Raw genomic sequence first — 17,821 nt, forward strand, 5'->3', positions numbered from 1 at the left:
GTTATGGCAGATAATAATGTGAAGAAGTGGTATGTCGTTAGAGCGGTTAGTGGGCAGGAGAACAAAGTAAAAGCATATATCGAGACCGAAATCGCAAGATTAGGAATGGAAGATTATGTTTCTCAAGTTCTTGTTCCAACCGAAAAAGTCGTTACTGTTAAGGAAGGAAAAAAATTAGTTAAAGACAAGGTTTATTTTCCTGGTTATGTAATGATTGAAGCGAATCTTGTTGGTGAAATACCACATATCATTAAGTCTATAACAAGTGTTATTGGTTTTCTAGGAGAAGTTAAAGGTGGAGAGCCTGTTCCGTTAAGAATGTCGGAAGTTAATAGAATGCTAGGAAAAGTTGATGAGTTGGCTGTTAATACAGATACACGTGCTATTCCATTCAATATGGGCGAAACTGTAAAAGTAATTGATGGACCATTTAATGGATTCAACGGTACGGTTGAAAAAATTAATGAAGAAAAGCGTAAACTTGAAGTAATGGTGAAAATTTTCGGAAGAAAAACACCTTTAGAATTGAGTTTCATGCAAGTTGAAAAAGTATAATTTTTGTTACATCTATAATAATCATTGTAACCGCTTCCATTGGTTGCAATGTTAAATTTTTTAAAAATGGCTAAAGAAATTAGTAAGGTAGTTAAACTACAAGTTAAGGGAGGTGCTGCGAACCCGTCGCCACCGGTTGGACCTGCTTTAGGAGCTGCTGGGGTAAACATCATGGAATTCTGTAAGCAATTTAATGCTAGAACTCAAGATAAACCCGGCAAAATATGCCCAGTACAAATTACTGTGTATAAAGACAAATCATTTGATTTTGTTGTTAAGACTCCTCCAGCGGCTGTCCAGTTATTGGAAGCTGCAAAGCTAAAGTCAGGATCTGGTGAACCAAATCGTAAAAAAGTAGCTAGCGTTACTTGGGATGTTATCAAGGCAATTGCTGAAGATAAAATGGTAGATTTAAATGCATTCACAATCGAATCTGCTATGAGCATGATTGCTGGAACTGCTAGATCTATGGGTATAACTATATCAGGAGATTCTCCTTTTTAATTAAGAGATAGACATGGCAAAATTGACAAAAAAGCAAAAAGAGGCTGCTTCAAAAATTGAAAAGAACAAATTGTATTCTTTGAAAGATGCTGCTGCATTGATCAAAGTTATTGCTTCTGCAAAATTTGATGAGTCTGTTGATATCGCAGTTCGTTTGGGTGTAGATCCAAGAAAAGCGAATCAAATGGTAAGAGGTGTAGTTACTTTACCTCATGGTACTGGTAAAGATGTTAAAGTATTAGCATTAGTTACTCCAGATAAGGAAGCGGAAGCTTTGGCAGCTGGTGCAGACTACGTTGGTCTTGATGATTACCTTCAAAAAATTAAAGATGGTTGGACAGATGTTGATGTTATCATCACTATGCCTGCTGTTATGGGTAAATTAGGTCCATTGGGTCGTATTTTAGGACCTAGAGGTTTAATGCCAAACCCTAAAACAGGTACTGTAACTATGGATGTTGCAAAAGCTGTTCAAGAAGTTAAAGCTGGTAAAATCGATTTTAAAGTTGATAAAACTGGTATTGTACATGCAGGAATTGGTAAAGTATCATTTGGTGCTGAGCAAATTTATGACAATGCACACGAAATTATTCAAACATTAATCAAACTTAAGCCAACTGCTGCTAAAGGTACCTACATTAAAGGTATTCACCTTACAAGCACAATGAGTCCAGCTATTGCATTGGATCCAAAAGCAGTATAATTGGTAGTTAATAATTTTTAGTATGACTAGAGAAGAAAAATCAATCGCGATTGAAGATTTAACTGCACAGTTAGCTGGTACAAATATCATTTACATATCTGATATTTCAGGACTTAATGCAGAGACTACTTCAAGCTTGAGAAGAGCTTGCTTTAAAGCAGGTATAAAATTAGAGGTTGTAAAAAACACTTTGCTTGCAAAAGCAATGGAAGCATCTGACAATGATTATGGAGATTTACCATCAGTATTAACTGGTAACAGTGCGATCTTTATTTCAGATGTTGCAAATGCACCTGGAAAAATTATTAAAGATTTCAGAAAAAAATCAGCAAAGCCTGTATTGAAAGGAGCTTACATTAATTCTGAAGTTTACATCGGAGACGATCAATTAGATGCATTAGCAACTATCAAATCTAAAGAAGAGCTTATTGGCGAAATCATTGGATTATTGCAATCTCCTGCACAAAGAGTTATCTCAGCTCTTCAAAACCAATTCGCTAATAGCGAAGAGGCAACTGAAGAAGCAGAGGCATAATAACTATATTTCAAACTATAGTTATTTAAATTAGCGCACAATAAATAAATTATATTTTTACAAATCATTTTAAAACGATAGAAAAAATGGCAGATTTGAAACAATTCGCAGAACAATTAGTTAACCTTACTGTAAAAGAAGTTAACGAATTAGCAACAATATTAAAAGATGAGTACGGAATCGAACCAGCTGCTGCAGCTGTAGTAGTTTCAGGTGGTGGTGAAGCTGCTGCTGAAGAAGTTCAAACTGAGTTTACAGTTGTATTGAAAGAAGCTGGTGCTTCTAAGTTAGCAGTTGTGAAATTGGTTAAAGAACTTACAGGTTTAGGTTTGAAAGAAGCTAAAGATGTAGTTGATAGTGCTCCAAGTACTGTTAAAGAAGGTGTAACTAAAGAAGAGGCTGAAGGTCTTAAAAAATCTTTAGAAGAAGCTGGAGCTGTAGTTGAGCTTAAATAGTTAAACTAAGTTTATAAAATAAGGTTTAGGTCTTGAGTTTAGTCACTCAATGACCTAAACCATTTTTCGTATAACAAAAGTCTAGCTTGTATTACAACAAACTAGCACGTTGAATACCCTATTTATGCCCATTACGAGGAAAAAAAATTAATAGATAATAAGAAAGTAGTTATCCTAATAATTAATTTTTAAAGATGTAGTGGTTATAAAATGTGTTTTTAGAACTCTAAAATTCACAAAACAAATTACTTTTTTAATCAAAATTTTGTCCATTGATGCTAACAAATCAGACTGAAAGATTGAATTTTGCCTCAACAAAAAATATCCCTGACTATCCAGATTTTCTAGATGTTCAGGTTAAGTCGTTTAAAGATTTTTTTCAATTAGAAACTAAATCAGACGAAAGAGGTGACGAAGGGCTTTACAATACCTTCATGGAAAATTTTCCAATAACTGATACAAGAAACAACTTCGTATTAGAGTTCCTTGATTATTTTGTAGATCCTCCACGTTATACAATTCAAGAATGTATAGAAAGAGGTCTTACGTACAGCGTGCCATTAAAGGCTAGACTTAAACTGTACTGTACTGACCCAGAACACGAAGATTTTGAAACTATTGTTCAAGATGTTTATCTTGGTACAATTCCTTATATGACGCCTAGTGGTACCTTTGTTATCAATGGTGCTGAACGTGTAGTTGTATCTCAATTGCACCGTTCTCCGGGTGTTTTCTTTGGTCAATCATTCCATGCAAATGGTACAAAATTGTATTCGGCGAGAGTAATTCCGTTTAAAGGTTCTTGGATTGAATTTTCTACTGATATCAATAGTGTAATGTATGCTTACATTGATAGAAAGAAAAAATTACCAGTAACCACTCTTTTCAGAGCTATCGGTTTTGAAAGAGATAAAGATATTCTTGAAATTTTTGACCTTGCTGAGGAAATTAAGGTTTCTAAAACTGGTCTTAAGAAATACATTGGTAGAAAACTTGCTGCACGTGTATTGAACACTTGGCACGAGGATTTCGTAGATGAAGATACAGGTGAAGTTGTATCTATCGAACGTAACGAAATAATCCTTGATAGAGATACTATTATCGACAAAGATAATGTGGAAGAAATCATTGATTCTAACGTTAAGTCTATCTTATTACATAAAGAAGATGCTAATCAAGGTGATTATGCTATCATTCATAATACATTGCAAAAGGATCCAACAAACTCTGAGAAAGAGGCTGTTGAGCATATCTATAGACAATTGCGTAACGCAGAACCGCCTGATGAAGAAACAGCACGTGGTATCATTGATAAATTATTTTTCTCTGATCAACGTTATAACTTAGGTGAAGTAGGTCGTTACAGAATTAATAAAAAGTTAGGTTTAGATACCCCGATGGAAAAGCAAGTCTTGACCAAAGAGGATATCATAACTATCGTGAAATATTTGATTGAATTAATCAACTCTAAAGCGGAGATTGATGATATTGATCACTTATCTAACCGAAGAGTAAGAACAGTTGGTGAACAACTTTCTCAACAATTTGGTGTTGGTCTTGCTCGTATGGCTAGAACAATTCGCGAAAGAATGAACGTAAGAGATAATGAGGTGTTTACACCTATTGATTTGATCAATGCCAAAACATTATCTTCTGTAATTAACTCATTCTTTGGTACCAACCAGTTGTCTCAATTTATGGATCAAACCAATCCATTGGCTGAGATCACGCACAAGCGTAGGTTATCTGCACTTGGACCAGGTGGACTTTCAAGAGAAAGAGCAGGATTTGAGGTTCGTGACGTTCACTATACGCACTACGGGCGTTTATGTCCAATTGAAACTCCTGAGGGACCAAACATTGGATTGATTTCTTCACTTGGTGTTTACGCTAAAGTGAATGGAATGGGATTCATCGAAACACCTTACCGTAAAGTAACTAATGGTGTTGTAGATTTAGAATCTACTCCAGTTTACCTTAGTGCTGAGGAAGAGGAAGGAATGTTAATTGCACAAGCTAACATTCAAATGGACAATTCTGGAAAGATTACTGCCGAAGACGTAATTGCGCGTCAAGAAGGTGATTTCCCTGTTATTGACCCATCAAATGTTGATTATACTGACGTTGCTCCAAACCAAATTGCCTCTATTTCTGCATCTTTGATTCCTTTCTTGGAGCATGATGATGCGAACAGAGCCTTGATGGGATCGAACATGATGCGTCAGGCCGTACCATTGATACGCCCTGAAGCTCCAATTGTAGGTACCGGTTTAGAGCGTCAAGTAGCTTCTGATTCTAGAGTATTGATTAATGCTGAAGGTCATGGAGTTATTGAGTATGTTGACGCAAACATCATCACTATCAAATATGATCGTTCCGAAGAAGAAAGAATGGTAAGTTTTGAGCCAGATGAAAAAACATACAACTTAATTAAGTTTAGAAAAACCAACCAAGGAACAAGTATTAACTTGAAACCTATCGTAAGAAAAGGTGATAGAGTTGTTCCAGGTCAGGTTTTATCTGAAGGATATGCTACTCAAAATGGAGAATTAGCATTAGGTCGTAACTTGAAAGTGGCGTTTATGCCATGGAAAGGTTATAACTTTGAGGATGCGATTGTAATTTCTGAGAAAGTAGTTCGTGATGACATCTTTACTTCAATCCACGTAGATGATTACTCATTAGAAGTAAGAGATACGAAATTGGGTAATGAAGAATTAACGAATGATATTCCTAACGTTTCTGAAGAAGCTACTAAAGATTTGGACGAAAATGGTATGATTAGAATTGGAGCCGAGGTGAAACCTGGTGATATTCTTATTGGAAAAATTACTCCAAAAGGGGAATCAGATCCAACTCCTGAGGAGAAATTATTGCGTGCTATCTTTGGTGACAAAGCAGGTGATGTAAAAGATGCTTCTTTGAAAGCGTCTCCTTCTTTACATGGTGTTGTTTTAGATAAAAAATTGTTCGCAAGAGCGGTAAAAGATAAGCGTAAACGTACACAAGACAAGGATGCTTTAGGAGCACTTGAAATGGAGTTTGAAGTGAAATTTGTTGAATTGAAAGACAAATTAGTTGAAAAACTTTTCTTGATCGTTAACGGAAAAACATCTCAAGGTGTAATGAATGATTTGGGTGAAGAAGTTTTACCAAAAGGTAAAAAATACACTCAAAAAATGCTTTATGCAGTAGAGGATTTTGCTCACTTAAGTAAAGGCCAATGGGTAGCTGATGATGCTACTAATACAATGGTTAATGATTTAATTCATAACTATAAAATTAAGTTGAACGACTTACAAGGTGCATTACGTAGAGAGAAATTCACGATTACTGTTGGAGATGAATTACCAGCAGGAATTTTGAAATTAGCAAAAGTATACATCGCTAAAAAACGTAAGTTAAAAGTGGGTGATAAGATGGCGGGTCGTCACGGTAACAAAGGTATTGTTGCTCGTATCGTACGTCACGAAGATATGCCTTTCCTTGAAGATGGAACACCAGTTGATATCGTGTTGAACCCACTTGGGGTACCTTCTCGTATGAACATTGGTCAGATTTATGAAACGGTATTAGGATGGGCTGGTATGAACTTGGGTAGAAAATTTGCTACACCAATTTTTGACGGAGCATCTTTAGACGAAATCAACGCTTTAACGGATGAAGCTGGAGTACCTCGTTTTGGTCATACGCATTTGTATGATGGTGGTACTGGAGAGCGTTTCCACCAAGCTGCAACTGTAGGTGTAATCTACATGTTGAAATTAGGTCACATGGTTGATGACAAGATGCACGCACGTTCTATCGGACCGTACTCTTTAATCACTCAGCAGCCACTTGGAGGTAAAGCACAATTTGGAGGTCAGCGTTTTGGAGAGATGGAAGTTTGGGCATTAGAGGCTTATGGAGCTTCTAGTACACTTCGTGAAATCTTAACAGTGAAATCGGATGACGTAATTGGTAGAGCTAAAACCTATGAGGCAATCGTTAAAGGAGAATCTATGCCAGAGCCAGGATTACCTGAATCATTCAATGTATTGATGCATGAATTGAAAGGTCTTGGTTTAGATATCAGATTAGAAGAATAATATTCAGTAAAAAGTGGTCAGTGTTCAATGTATGTTGAATACTGAACACTGATTACTTTTTAAATTAGTTTTCAAGATTTATACCCGTAAACCGTTCCGATTTTTTATTGAGTTTTAGAGTTCAATAACTAGCACTTCAAGCAAGGGCTTGAGGTTTAGAGAAGTAATTCGTGGTAGTGTTATTGTTGAGGATTGAACCAGATGTTTAAGACCGAGACCAACACAAAAATCAATTTTTTAATTGCAGATAAATCAATAGTAGAAACTATGATGAATAACAGAAATAATAACAATAAAGATAAAAACCAAGTTAAAAGGTTTAATAAAATTTCTATTGGATTAGCATCTCCAGAGTCAATCTTAAAAGAGTCAAGAGGTGAAGTTTTAAAGCCAGAGACGATCAACTATAGAACGCACAAACCAGAGCGTGATGGTCTTTTTTGCGAGCGTATTTTTGGACCTGTAAAGGATTTCGAATGTGCGTGTGGAAAATACAAAAGAATTCGTTACAAAGGTATCATTTGCGACCGTTGTGGTGTTGAAGTTACAGAGAAAAAAGTACGTAGAGATAGAGTAGGTCACATTAATCTTGTGGTGCCAATTGCTCATATTTGGTATTTCCGTTCTTTGCCAAACAAAATTGGTTATATCCTTGGTCTTCCTTCTAAGAAATTAGATATGATTATTTACTACGAAAGATACGTAGTAATCCAAGCTGGTATTGCTAAAAATGCTGATGGCGAATCATTACAAAGATTAGATTTCTTGACTGAAGAGGAGTATTTGAATATTTTAGATACCCTTCCTGCAGACAACCAATATTTAGATGATTTTGATCCTAATAAATTTGTTGCCAAAATGGGAGCAGAGTGTATTATGGATTTGTTAGCAAGAATTGATCTTGATGCATTATCATATTCATTAAGACACAGTGCTAACAATGAAACGTCTAAACAACGTAAAACAGAAGCTTTAAAAAGATTACAAGTAGTTGAATCTTTCCGTGAGTCTAACTTAAACCGCGAAAACCGTCCTGAATGGATGATTATGAAAGTGGTACCAGTTATTCCACCAGAATTACGTCCGCTTGTACCACTTGATGGAGGTCGTTTTGCAACTTCAGATTTGAATGATTTATACCGTCGTGTAATCATCCGTAACAACCGTTTGAAAAGATTAATGGAGATCAAAGCTCCAGAAGTTATCTTGAGAAACGAGAAACGTATGTTGCAAGAATCTGTAGATTCATTATTTGACAACACGCGTAAAGCATCTGCTGTTAAAACAGAATCAAACAGACCGTTGAAATCACTTTCTGACTCGTTAAAAGGTAAGCAAGGTCGTTTCCGTCAAAACTTATTGGGTAAACGTGTGGATTATTCTGCTCGTTCGGTAATTGTTGTTGGACCAGAATTAAAATTATCAGAGTGCGGTATTCCTAAGGATATGGCAGCTGAATTGTACAAACCTTTTGTGATTCGTAAATTAATCGAAAGGGGAATTGTAAAAACAGTTAAATCTGCTAAAAAAATAATTGATAAAAAAGAGCCAGTTGTTTGGGATATCCTTGAAAATGTAATCAAAGGTCACCCAATCTTATTAAACCGTGCTCCTACTTTGCACCGTCTTGGTATCCAAGCGTTCCAACCGAAATTAATTGAAGGAAAAGCAATCCAATTGCACCCTCTAGTTTGTACGGCATTTAACGCGGATTTTGATGGGGATCAAATGGCGGTACACTTACCATTAGGACCAGAGGCTATCTTAGAGGCTCAGTTGTTAATGTTAGGTTCGCACAACATTTTGAACCCTGCAAATGGTGCTCCAATCACTGTACCATCTCAGGATATGGTCTTGGGTCTGTATTATATGACCAAAGAACGTTTGTCAACTCCTGAATTGAAAATTTTAGGTGAAGGAATTACATTCTATTCTGCTGAAGAGGTGAATATCGCTTTGAATGAAGGAAGAGTAGAATTGAATGCTCGTGTTAAAATTAGAGCAAAAGATTTCAATGAGGCTGGTGAATTAGTTTACCAAATCATTCAAACTACTGCTGGACGTGTATTGTTTAACGAAGTTGTTCCTGAAGCAGCTGGTTATATCAATGACGTATTGACAAAGAAAAACTTAAGAGATATTATTGGGCACGTACTTAGCTGTACAGATGTACCTACTACTGCTGCTTTCTTGGATAACATGAAAGATATGGGGTATAAATTCGCCTTCAAAGGTGGATTGTCATTCTCATTAGGTGATATTAGAATTCCAGACCAAAAACCTAAGTTAATTGCTGATGCAAGAGAGCAAGTTCAAGGTATCTCTGCTAACTATAACATGGGTCTTATTACTAATAACGAGCGTTACAACCAAGTTATTGATGTTTGGACTTCTGCTAATGCGCAATTAACAGAGTTAGCAATGAAAAACATTAGAGAGGATCAACAAGGATTTAACTCTGTGTACATGATGCTTGACTCTGGAGCGAGGGGTTCTAAGGAACAAATTCGTCAGTTAACTGGTATGCGTGGTTTGATGGCTAAGCCTAAAAAATCTACTGCTGGTGGTGGTGAAATTATTGAAAACCCAATTCTTTCTAACTTTAAAGAAGGTCTTTCGATCCTTGAGTACTTTATCTCTACTCACGGTGCTCGTAAAGGTCTTGCGGATACCGCTCTTAAAACAGCTGATGCTGGATACTTGACTCGTAGATTACATGACGTTTCACAAGATGTAATTGTAAATATCGATGATTGTGGTACATTAAGAGGTGTTGAAGTTTCAGCATTGAAAAAGAACGAAGAGATCGTAGAATCATTAGGAGAGAGAATCTTAGGACGTGTAGTGTTACAAGATTTAATTAATCCTTTGACAAGCGAAGTACTAGTTCGTTCAGGTGAGCAAATTACTGAAGTAATTATGAAAGCGATCGACGCTTCTCCAATAGAGAAAGTTGAAGTTCGTTCTCCATTAACATGTGAGGCTCTAAAAGGAATTTGTGCTAAGTGCTACGGTCGTAACCTAGCAACTGGTAAAATGACTCAAAGAGGTGAAGCTGTTGGTGTAATTGCAGCACAGTCTATTGGTGAGCCAGGTACACAGTTGACATTACGTACTTTCCACGTTGGAGGGGTTGCGGGTGGTATTTCTGAAGAATCAAGCATTGTAACTAAGTTTGCAGGTAAGCTTGAAATCGAAGATCTTAAAACTGTTAAAGGTGAAGATAGCGAAGGAAACTCGGTAGATATCGTTGTTTCTCGTTCTACTGAATTGAAATTAATTGACGAAAGAACAGGTATTTTATTAAGTACCAATAACATTCCTTACGGTTCTAGTATTTTTGTTGCAGATGGTCAATCTGTTGCAAAAGGAGAAGTGATCTGTAAATGGGATCCATATAACGGGGTTATTGTTTCTGAGTTTACTGGTAAAATTGCTTACGAAGATTTAGAGCAAGGACAATCGTTCATGGTTGAAATCGATGAGCAAACTGGTTTCCAAGAAAAAGTAATTTCTGAATCAAGAGCTAAAAAATTAATTCCAACTTTATTAGTTTACGGTAAAGATGGTGAATTGATTCGTTCATACAACTTACCAGTTGGAGCCCACTTGATGGTTGAAAATGGTGAGAAAATTAAAGCAGGTAAAGTTTTGGTAAAAATCCCTCGTCGTTCTTCTAAATCAGGAGATATTACCGGAGGTTTACCAAGAATTACAGAGTTATTAGAAGCTCGTAATCCATCTAACCCAGCTGTAGTTTCTGAAATTGATGGTGTTGTTTCTTTTGGAAAAATCAAAAGAGGTAACCGCGAAATTGTTATCGAATCTAAATTTGGAGATGTTCGTAAATACCTAGTTAAATTATCAAGTCAAATTCTTGTTCAAGAAAATGACTTCGTAAGAGCAGGTGTGCCATTGTCTGACGGAGCAATTACTCCAGATGATATTTTAAGAATTCAAGGTCCAGCTGCTGTTCAACAGTACTTGGTAAATGAAATCCAAGAGGTATACCGATTACAAGGTGTAAAAATTAACGACAAACACTTCGAGGTTGTTATTCGTCAAATGATGCGCAAAGTAAGAGTACAAGATCCAGGTGATACTTTATTCTTAGAAGATCAATTGATTCATACTAAAGATTTCATCGTTCAAAACGATAAATTATACGGTATGAAAGTGGTAGAGGATGCTGGAGATTCAGCTGTATTAAAAGAAGGACAAATCATTACGCCTCGTGAGTTGCGTGACGAAAACTCTTTATTGAAACGTACAGATAAAAATCTAGTAGTAGCTCGTGATGTGGTAACTGCAACAGCAACTCCAGTATTACAGGGTATTACAAGAGCTTCGCTTCAAACTAAATCATTTATCTCTGCGGCATCGTTCCAGGAAACTACTAAAGTATTAAATGAAGCTGCAGTTGCAGGTAAAATTGATTACTTAGAAGGATTGAAAGAAAATGTAATTGTAGGTCATAGAATCCCAGCCGGTACAGGTATGAGAGAGTACGATCACACAATTGTAGGTTCAAAAGACGATTACAATGATATGATGGCTAACAAAGAGGAGTACATCTATTAAGGTTTTAGTGTCTAGTCCTTAGTGATTTTTCATAAAGTTTAATCACTGAGGACTATTTAACTAACCACTAAATACTAAAAATATGAAAGATCAACCACAAGATCAAATTAATATCGAATTGGATGAAATTACTGCTGAAGGAATTTATTCTAACTTAGCAATAATAAATCACTCTTCGTCTGAGTTTGTTCTGGATTTTGTAAGCATCATGCCAGGTATACCTAAAGCAAAGGTGAAGTCAAGAATTGTTTTGACTCCGCAGCATGCTAAAAGATTATTGAAAGCGATTGGAGAAAATATTCATAGATTTGAAAGCGCTCATGGCGAGATCAAAGATACCGATCAAGCTCCAATTCCTTTAAATTTTGGCCCTGCTGGCCAGGCATAAATAATAGTTCAAAAGGCTCCAGTTTTTCTGGAGCCTTTTTTTTATGCACTATTTTAAATACCCGAAACGGCTTTTTTGTCTCGTAGATCTAAAGTTTCTATTAATTTTTTACTGTTGGACTTCCTTGTTATAATTATCCTTGATTTTTGTTAAGATGCAGTTTAACAGTGCTTAATATACTCAATTTGTGCTTTGAACGAGTTTTATAGCGCTTTGTCGAGAATATTTTTGGACAATATACTAATGTTATACTTTCGTGCTCGAGATAGAGAAAAAACTACTATCCGTATAAAATTAGAAAGTAATATGAATCATTTTTCTTTTAAAGTAAGCAACAAATTTATACTAAACACCTTGATGGTGCTTGCTTTTACTTTGGTATCTTCTTCTTCATTTGGTCAAACTACAAATACGGTGGCAGAAATGAATCAGACAGAAGTTACTTCTACTAAAACAGAAAATGTTTCTGCAACTACTACTACAAATTCTATGAATTTTGTTTTGTGGTTTATGGGTTCAAAACAAGATCCTAACAAAACAATAAATCCAGAAGGGACAACAACAAAAAAACAAATTATTACCTCTGGTACTGCTCCAAATAGATTGCTAATTAAAGCATTCTTAAAAAAAGCTTCTAGTTTAGAAAGTATGATTGCCTAATAATTGATTTAAGAATATAAAAAAACGCTACTTGAGAAAGTAGCGTTTTTTTTGTCTTCAATACAAACGCAAGGTACGTTTATAGTTTTAATTTTTACTCAAACTCTGAGGTAAAGAATAGTTTTACATTAGGGTATTTACTTTGAGTCATTTGAATTGTAAAGTCCGAATCGGCCAAGAATACTAATTGTCCGTATTTATCGTGAGCCAAGAATTTTTGTTTGATACGTCTGAATTCTTTAAACTCATCACTTTTAGAGTCGTTTGGTTTTACCCAACAAGCCTTGTGCACTGGAAAATTTTCGTAAGTACATTTTGCACCATATTCATGCTCTAATCGGTATTGAATTACTTCGTATTGTAGTGCACCAACTGTTCCGATTATTTTTCTGTTATTCATTTCAAGCGTAAAAAGCTGTGCCACACCTTCATCCATTAACTGATCAACTCCTTTATCCAACTGCTTTGCTTTCATTGGATCTGCATTATTGATATACCTAAAGTGCTCTGGAGAAAAGCTCGGAATTCCTTTAAAACTCATTACTTCACCTTCTGTAAGTGTATCTCCAATTTTAAAGTTTCCGGTATCGTGCAAACCTACAATATCTCCCGGATAGGAAATGTCTACAATTTCTTTTTTCTCTGCAAAGAAAGCATTCGGGCTTGAGAACTTTAAATTCTTCTTTTGACGTACGTGATAATACGGTTTATTTCTTTCAAATGTACCAGACACAATTTTTATAAAAGCCAAACGGTCGCGGTGCTTAGGATCCATATTGGCATGAATTTTAAATACAAAACCAGTCATTTTTTGTTCAGCAGGATCGACTAATCTCGTTTCGGAGTCTTTTGGTCTTGGCGATGGTGCTATTTGAACAAAACAATCCAAAAGTTCGCGAACTCCGAAATTATTTAAAGCCGAACCAAAAAACACAGGTTGCAATTTCCCATCCAAATAGTCTTGGCGATCAAATTTTGGATATACTTCATCAATTAACTCTAGTTCTTCACGAAGTTTATCAGCAGGTTTTTGTCCAATAATTTTTTCCAGCTCTGGACTTTGTACATCTGAAAAAGCAATAGTTTCCTCAATATTCTTGCGGCTGTCACCACTAAATAAGTTAATGTTTTGTTCCCATAAATTATAAATACCTTGAAAATCGTAACCCATTCCTATAGGGAAACTCAATGGAGTGACAGCGAGTCCTAATTTTTGTTCTACTTCGTCCATCAAGTCAAAACCATCTTGTCCTTCGCGGTCTAATTTATTGATGAAAACAATTATAGGAATTTTTCGCATTCTACAAACAGCAACTAATTTTTCTGTTTGTTCTTCGACACCTTTGGCAACGTCAATCACCACAATTACGCTGTCAACGGCTGTTAAGGTTCTAAAAGTATCTTCGGCAAAATCCTTATGACCAGGCGTATCAAGAATATTTATCTTTTTATCTTGGTAGTTAAAAGCTAAAACGGATGTAGAAACTGAGATACCTCTTTGGCGTTCAATTTCCATAAAGTCACTCGTAGCTCCTTTTTTTATTTTATTGTTTTTTACAGCACCTGCTTCTTGAATAGCACCACCAAAAAGGAGGAGCTTTTCTGTAAGTGTTGTTTTTCCGGCATCGGGATGCGATATAATTCCAAAAGTTCTTCTGCGTTGTATTTCTTCTAAAAAAGCCATGTGTATATATAAATAGGTTGCAAAAGTACTATTTATAAATGCCAATTAAAAAAAATGTAGTAGCTAATAGCAAGAATATTACAATGGTTTCAGGATCATTTTTTGGTTTAAAATAGAGTCAATTAGTAATGTTATAAAAAAAGGCCACCGTATTTGGTAGCCTTTGATTTTACATATTGATAGACCATATAGAATAGCCATTTGGTGGACATTGTATTTTAACCCATTTGTCTGCTTGTGTGGTAGGATACCAACCAGAATTCCCAGTAAAATCTTTTATTTGAGCATTGCTCCAATTGGTTTGAATCCATCGTTCTTGCCAAGTATTTGAATTGTTGATGTAAACAACTAATCCTGGGTTCCCATTGTATCCGTTTCGTCTAGCGATATACTCATCCGTATCGGTATATAAAATGGAGGTATTTCCTGTGGCTTTGTTATTGTGAATCCAAATTAAATTGTTCATTTTGGTTTTGTTCAGCCATTCTTCATAATCTCTGTAAAAAATAGTTGGATACCCTTCATGAGTTAAAATGTAGGCGTAAGCCAGTTCTTTTTTCCAAATTTCATCAGTATCATGATTGGCAACAAATGTAACCGCCTTATATGGATTGCGTTTCCACATCATGTCATCGTTTAATAAGTTCAGGTTGTTATTGTCAAATGCGTCATTCATTTTGTAATAGCAAGCAAAATCAAACACAGAACTATTGGCATTATTAGCCCAATTATTTAGCAAATCAACATTGGAATCCCAAAGTTCACCTACTGAAAATCCACCTACATTAGCATTCCAATCACGAATTACCCATGGAGCAAAGCCTTTGACATAATCAAATCGCCATCCGTCAAATTTCATCGTATTTTTATAAAATTTCCCAACTCCATCGGCTCTTTTCCATAACCAATCTTGTACATTAGGCACTACGTGAGCAAGATCAGGAAATCCACCAAAGGATCCCTCGTCATTGTTTCCATAGGCATTTTTGTAAAAGTCGGAACTTGTTCTTTTGAATTTACCTGAGGCTACTCCTGTGAAATTAGTATAGGTTTGAGTTCCTGTAAACGGATTGCTTTCTAATTGTCCGCCACTATTATGATTGAGGACCATATCGGCATACACTTGCATGTTTTCAGTATGTACTTTTGTAATTAAACTTTCCAGTTCGGTTTTGGATCCAAAACGAGTTTCAACGGTTCCATTTTGATTGAAATTACCAAAATCGAAGTAGTCTGTAGGGTCATATCCCATGGAGAATGGTCCGTTTTGTGCTTTCGATACAGGAGGTAGCCAGATTGCGCCAATACCGGCGTTTGACCATGCAGTAATTTTTGAATTCACCACATTCCACCATGTACCTCCCGCAGGAGCATCCCAGTAAAAGGCTTGCATCATGACTCCTCCACCAGGGTTAGCTACATAGCGACCGTTTGAAAGATTAGTTTTTTTACCGGTATCAAATGGACGACCGTCATGTGTTGTTACATTGATCGTTTTGAATTCTTTTGCTGTTTCAAGGGTGTTTGCCGCATCGTCATTGCTACAAGAATACAAAGCCATTAAGGCGGTGGTCAGCGCAAAAATTTTAAAAATTGGTTTTTTCATGGTTTGATAGTTTGGTTAATTTATTAGAGGGAATTTTCTACAACTTATTTAGCTAAATTTCTTTTTGCTGATAATATGTATATTTTAATGTGTTTAATTTTGTGAATAATTTATTTTTTTACGAATATATTTTTATTATTCGAAATGCTGTTTATTATTTTTTCTTGCGAATCACGAAAACGTTATAGTGTTTACAACTTTATTTCTTACGAAAGATTACGTAGGTAATAATTTATTTTTTTAAAAGCAGTTCTGGTATTGTTGCTGATAATAAGACGGTGCTTCTTAGGTTTTAATTTGGATTTTTGTTTGTAGCTTTTTTAAGAAAGTTTGCTGAAAATTGTACTGATTTTTTTGCCTATAATTTTTTGTTAATAGTACCAATGAAACTTGTTTTGTGTCAATGAATTGCTATTTTTGTTCGCTTGAATTGTTTAAGGAGTTGTTTCCAATTTTGACTTTATATTTGAAGTTATTTTTGAAAGTGTATATTTGCCAGCCGTTCAATTTATTTAGTATTGCAATAGCAGAACTAAAAGCTTAATTATAAAATTATTACATCAATTAATACTACCATTAAAATGAAATTTATCACTAGCAAAAGTGTCTTGTTACTTACTTTAGTTTGTCTCTTTTTTGTAAGTACTCAGGCCAATGCACAAGAGATTATTATCGATTCTGTTGCTGCTCCAGTTAAAAAAGCGCCTTCAAAAGGAAAGCTAAAAGTAGACGGAGTTATTGCTACCGTAGGTGATTACATCATTTTAGATTCAGATATTGATAAGTCATATCTAGAAATTGCTGCTAACGGTGGTTCTGTAAAGGATATTACCAGATGTCAAATGTTAGGTAAATTACTTGAAGATAAATTATACGCACACCAAGCTGTACAAGATAGTATTATTGTCTCAGATGCAGAAGTGAAAGGAATGTTAGAGGAAAGATTGACCTACCTTGTAAGTCAAATCGGCTCGATGGAAAAGGTAATTCAGTACTATAAAAAAGACTCTGAAGAAGATTTTAGAACGTATTTTGCAGATATTTTGAAAGAGGGTAAGTTAACTTCTGAAATGACAAAAAAGATTGTTGATGCTGTAGAAATTACACCTGAAGAAGTACGCAATTATTTTAAAGATATTCCAAAAGAAGATTTACCATCATTTGGAGTGGAGTTGGAAGTAGCGCAAATTGTGGTGGAACCAAAGGTTTCACAAGAAGACAAACAGAAGGTTATTGATAGATTAAATGAGTTCAAAAAGGAAATTCAAGAGGGTTCTAGTTTTTCTACAAAAGCGGTTTTATACTCTCAAGATCCAGGCTCAAGAGCTAATGGTGGTTATTACAAGATGAATCGTAAAACTCCTTTTGTAAAAGAATTTAAAGAAGTTGCTTTTAGTTTAGCTGAGGGTGAAATATCAGCCCCTTTTGAAACAGAATTTGGTTTTCATATAATATACATAGAGAAAATAAAAGGACAAGAGGTAGAATTACGTCATATTTTGTTAGCACCAACTGTAACTGAAACTTCTTTGAAAGAAGCTAAAGAAAAAATTGCACTTATCAAAAAGAGAATCGAAGCTAAAGAAATTACATTTGCAGAGGCTGCAAGAAGTTTATCTGATGAAAAACAGACTAGAGCAAATGGTGGAGCGCTAATAAATCCTCAAACTCAGGATACTCGTTTTGAGTTGACCAAGATGGATCCGTCTTTTTATAGTCAGGTTTCCAATTTAAAAACCAACGAAATTTCAGCACCAATTTTAGATCAAGATGATCAAGGTAAAAAGAAATTTAAAATCATAACAGTTACCAATCGTATTGATGAGCATGCTGCTGATTATGCCAAAGATTATACAAAAATTAAAGAGTTAGCGTTAAACAAAAAACGTATAACGGCTATTGGTAAATGGTTTGATGAGAAAATTAAAGAAACCTACATAAAAATTGTTGGGGAATACAGAGATTGTGATTTCACTAATAATTGGTTAAAAAAATAAGCGCTTATTTTCTGATTGAGAAGTTTCATATTTTTTTCGATAAATTAATAAAAAGAGTTAGTTTT

12 protein-coding genes are annotated in these 17,821 nt (G+C 35.3%); 10 read left to right on the top strand and 2 right to left on the bottom strand.

The genetic code is table 11. The annotated features are described in order from the left end of the window. The first annotated feature begins 3 nt into the window (after positions 1-3). The 9 genes from nusG (at position 4) to L1S34_RS03710 (ending at position 12,469) form a co-directional block, all read left to right on the top strand. Positions 4-555, top strand: a complete 552-nt coding sequence (nusG, locus tag L1S34_RS03670) for a transcription termination/antitermination protein NusG (RefSeq protein WP_166138786.1) — start codon at positions 4-6, stop codon at positions 553-555. Positions 556-621: 66 nt separating this feature from the next. Continuing rightward, a complete protein-coding gene (rplK, locus tag L1S34_RS03675) occupies positions 622-1,059 on the top strand; it encodes a 50S ribosomal protein L11 (RefSeq protein ID WP_166138783.1) in 438 nt (145 codons plus the stop codon). Between the two features lie 13 nt (positions 1,060-1,072). Further along, positions 1,073-1,762, top strand: a complete 690-nt coding sequence (gene rplA / locus L1S34_RS03680) for a 50S ribosomal protein L1 (RefSeq protein ID WP_039111376.1) — start codon at positions 1,073-1,075, stop codon at positions 1,760-1,762. 22 nt (positions 1,763-1,784) lie between these two features. Further along, positions 1,785-2,297 carry a 50S ribosomal protein L10 gene (gene rplJ / locus L1S34_RS03685; RefSeq protein ID WP_210788393.1) on the top strand — a complete coding sequence of 171 codons (513 nt, stop codon included), beginning with the start codon at positions 1,785-1,787 and terminating at the stop codon, positions 2,295-2,297. An 86-nt stretch (positions 2,298-2,383) separates the two neighbouring features. Continuing rightward, on the top strand, positions 2,384-2,752 hold the full coding sequence (rplL, locus tag L1S34_RS03690; RefSeq protein WP_166138772.1) for a 50S ribosomal protein L7/L12: 369 nt from the start codon (positions 2,384-2,386) through the stop codon (positions 2,750-2,752). Between the two features lie 275 nt (positions 2,753-3,027). Then, the gene (gene rpoB / locus L1S34_RS03695; RefSeq protein ID WP_166138767.1) at positions 3,028-6,840 is read left to right on the top strand and encodes a DNA-directed RNA polymerase subunit beta; all 3,813 of its coding nucleotides are present in this window, start codon (positions 3,028-3,030) and stop codon (positions 6,838-6,840) included. Between the two features lie 267 nt (positions 6,841-7,107). Then, on the top strand, positions 7,108-11,421 hold the full coding sequence (rpoC, locus tag L1S34_RS03700) for a DNA-directed RNA polymerase subunit beta' (RefSeq protein WP_210788392.1): 4,314 nt from the start codon (positions 7,108-7,110) through the stop codon (positions 11,419-11,421). Positions 11,422-11,503: 82 nt separating this feature from the next. Then, entirely contained in the window at positions 11,504-11,809 is a 306-nt protein-coding gene (locus tag L1S34_RS03705) for a DUF3467 domain-containing protein (protein ID WP_166138765.1), read from the top strand. Between the two features lie 306 nt (positions 11,810-12,115). Then, positions 12,116-12,469 carry a hypothetical protein gene (locus tag L1S34_RS03710; protein WP_166138762.1) on the top strand — a complete coding sequence of 118 codons (354 nt, stop codon included), beginning with the start codon at positions 12,116-12,118 and terminating at the stop codon, positions 12,467-12,469. A 94-nt stretch (positions 12,470-12,563) separates the two neighbouring features. Here L1S34_RS03710 and L1S34_RS03715 read toward each other — a convergent pair whose 3' ends face one another. Together L1S34_RS03715 and L1S34_RS03720 are read right to left on the bottom strand one after the other, a co-directional pair. Next, a complete protein-coding gene (locus tag L1S34_RS03715; protein WP_236362867.1) occupies positions 12,564-14,153 on the bottom strand; it encodes a peptide chain release factor 3 in 1,590 nt (529 codons plus the stop codon). A gap of 169 nt (positions 14,154-14,322) precedes the next feature. Further along, on the bottom strand, positions 14,323-15,759 hold the full coding sequence (locus L1S34_RS03720; protein ID WP_236362868.1) for an alpha-amylase: 1,437 nt from the start codon (positions 15,757-15,759) through the stop codon (positions 14,323-14,325). 581 nt (positions 15,760-16,340) lie between these two features. Between L1S34_RS03720 and L1S34_RS03725 the strand changes: the two genes are divergently transcribed. Beyond that, the gene (locus tag L1S34_RS03725; RefSeq protein ID WP_236362869.1) at positions 16,341-17,756 is read left to right on the top strand and encodes a peptidylprolyl isomerase; all 1,416 of its coding nucleotides are present in this window, start codon (positions 16,341-16,343) and stop codon (positions 17,754-17,756) included. The last annotated feature ends 65 nt before the right edge of the window (positions 17,757-17,821 follow it).

Source organism: Flavobacterium sp. K77, from assembly GCF_021608205.1.
Lineage (GTDB): Bacteria > Bacteroidota > Bacteroidia > Flavobacteriales > Flavobacteriaceae > Flavobacterium > Flavobacterium turcicum.